This is a genomic window from Alcanivorax nanhaiticus, from assembly GCF_000756665.1.
GTDB lineage: Bacteria > Pseudomonadota > Gammaproteobacteria > Pseudomonadales > Alcanivoracaceae > Alcanivorax > Alcanivorax nanhaiticus.
The window spans coordinates 1-3,046 of sequence record NZ_ARXV01000030.1 but is presented as its reverse complement, the minus strand read 5'-3'; the positions used below and the strand labels follow the sequence as shown (position 1 = coordinate 3,046).

Annotated in this window: 2 rRNA genes; both read right to left on the bottom strand. The window is 52.8% G+C overall.

Annotated features, from left to right (window positions below):
• Positions 1-14: 14 nt before the first annotated feature.
• A 5S ribosomal RNA gene (gene rrf / locus Y5S_RS18985) occupies positions 15-130 on the bottom strand.
• Between the two features lie 238 nt (positions 131-368).
• A 23S ribosomal RNA gene (locus Y5S_RS18980) occupies positions 369-3,046 on the bottom strand; the annotation flags it as partial.

Here is a 3,046-nt window from a genome sequence, read left to right as displayed (position 1 = left end):
TTTTCTATTTAAGAGCCTGACGATGACCTACTCTCACATGGGGAAGCCCCACACTACCATCGGCGATGTGTCGTTTCACTTCTGAGTTCGGCATGGGATCAGGTGGTTCCAACACTCTATTGTCGTCAGGCAAACTGGTTTGGTTTTCCTGAAGTCTCAGGAGGACCAAATAAGTTGCCTTACCGGTGTACTACACTGCTCACCGGCAAAGCCAAATTGGGAATGAGAAGTTTGCTATTCACTGTTAGCAAGCTGACTTCTGACACACTGTCTTTACGCTGTCCTGTGGCCTGGAGCCAACTGACTTCTGACACACTGTCTTTAAGCTGTCCTGACTCGATGGAGTCTCGGGACTGCTTTGGTGTTATATAGTCAAGCCTCACGGGCAATTAGTACTGGTTAGCTTCACGCCTTACAACGCTTCCACACCCAGCCTATCAACGTTGTGGTCTTCAACGGCCCTTCAGGGGAATCAAGTTCCCAGGGAGATCTCATCTTGAGGGAGGCTTCCCGCTTAGATGCTTTCAGCGGTTATCCCGTCCGAACTTAGCTACCCGGCAATGCCACTGGCGTGACAACCGGAACACCAGAGGTTCGTCCACTCCGGTCCTCTCGTACTAGGAGCAGCTCCTCTCAAATCTCCAACGCCCACGGCAGATAGGGACCGAACTGTCTCACGACGTTCTAAACCCAGCTCGCGTACCTCTTTAAATGGCGAACAGCCATACCCTTGGGACCGGCTTCAGCCCCAGGATGAGATGAGCCGACATCGAGGTGCCAAACACCGCCGTCGATATGAACTCTTGGGCGGTATCAGCCTGTTATCCCCGGAGTACCTTTTATCCGTTGAGCGATGGCCCTTCCATACAGAACCACCGGATCACTAAGACCTGCTTTCGCACCTGCTCGACTTGTAGGTCTCGCAGTCAAGCACCCTTCTACCTTTACGCTCGTTGCACGATGTCCGACCGTGCTGAGGGTACCTTTGTGCTCCTCCGTTACTCTTTGGGAGGAGACCGCCCCAGTCAAACTACCCACCACACAATGTCCCCGACCCGGATAACGGGCCTGGGTTAGAACCTCAAACATGCCAGGCTGGTATTTCAAGGACGACTCCACAATGACTGGCGTCACTGCTTCAAAGTCTCCCAGCTATCCTACACAAGCAGGCTCAAAGTCCACTGTGAAGCTGTAGTAAAGGTTCACGGGGTCTTTCCGTCTAGCCGCGGGTACACAGCATCTTCACTGCGATTTCGATTTCACTGAGTCTCGGGTGGAGACAGCGCCCCCATCATTACGCCATTCGTGCAGGTCGGAACTTACCCGACAAGGAATTTCGCTACCTTAGGACCGTTATAGTTACGGCCGCCGTTTACCGGGGCTTCGATCAAGAGCTTCGCCGAAGCTAACCCCATCAATTAACCTTCCGGCACCGGGCAGGCGTCACACCCTATACGTCCGCTTACGCGTTTGCAGAGTGCTGTGTTTTTAATAAACAGTTGCAGGGGCCTTTTCACTGCGACCGCCAATAGCTTAGGGAGTAAATCCCATCACCGTCAGCGGCGTACCTTCTCCCGAAGTTACGGTACAATTTTGCCTAGTTCCTTCACCCGAGTTCTCTCAAGCGCCTTAGAATACTCATCCCAACCACCTGTGTCGGTTTGGGGTACGGTTCCTTATAACCTGAAGCTTAGAAGATTTTCCTGGAAGCATGGCATCAACCACTTCCCGGTCACAAAGGACCAGTGGTCTCGACTCTCAGCCTTAAGAACCCGGATTTGCCTAAGTTCTCAGCCTACAGCCTTTCCCCGGGACAACCAACGCCCGGTAGGCATAGCCTTCTCCGTCTCTCCATCGCAGTTATAAGAAGTACAGGAATATTAACCTGTTTCCCATCAGCTACGCATTTCTGCCTCGCCTTAGGGGCCGACTCACCCTGCGCCGATTAGCGTTGCGCAGGAAACCTTGGTCTTTCGGCGTGGAGGTTTTTCACCCCCATTATCGTTACTCACGTCAGCATTCGCACTTGTGATACCTCCAGCATGCTTCTCAACACACCTTCACAGGCTTACACAACGCTCCCCTACCCAGTGACAAAGTCACTGCCGCAGCTTCGGTATCCAGTTTTAGCCCCGTTACATCTTCCGCGCAGGCCGACTCGACTAGTGAGCTATTACGCTTTCTTTAAAGGGTGGCTGCTTCTAAGCCAACCTCCTAGCTGTCTGAGCCTTCCCACATCGTTTCCCACTTAACTGGAATTTGGGGACCTTAGCTGGCGGTCTGGGTTGTTTCCCTCTCCACGACGGACGTTAGCACCCGCCGTGTGTCTCCCGGATAGTACTCACTGGTATTCGGAGTTTGCATCGGTTTGGTAAGTCGGGATGACCCCCTAGCCGAAACAGTGCTCTACCCCCAGTGGTATTCGTCCGAGGCGCTACCTAAATAGCTTTCGGGGAGAACCAGCTATCTCCGAGCTTGATTAGCCTTTCACTCCGATCCACAGGTCATCCGCTAACTTTTCAACGGTAGTCGGTTCGGTCCTCCAGTGCGTGTTACCGCACCTTCAACCTGCCCATGGATAGATCGCCCGGTTTCGGGTCTAATCCCAGCAACTAAACGCCCTATTAAGACTCGGTTTCCCTACGGCTCCCCTAAACGGTTAACCTCGCTACTGAAATTAAGTCGCTGACCCATTATACAAAAGGTACGCCGTCACCCAACAAGTGGGCTCCGACTGCTTGTACGTACACGGTTTCAGGTTCTATTTCACTCCCCTCTCCGGGGTTCTTTTCGCCTTTCCCTCACGGTACTGGTTCACTATCGGTCAGCCAGGAGTATTTAGCCTTGGAGGATGGTCCCCCCATGTTCAGTCAAAGTTTCACGTGCTCCGACCTACTCGTTTTCACTTGATCAGGTTTTCGAATACGGGGCTATCACCCACTATGGCCGGCCTTCCCAGACCGTTCTTCTAACCATTCACAAGCTTAAGGGCTAATCCGCGTTCGCTCGCCGCTACTGACGGAATCTCAATTGATTTCTGTTCCTA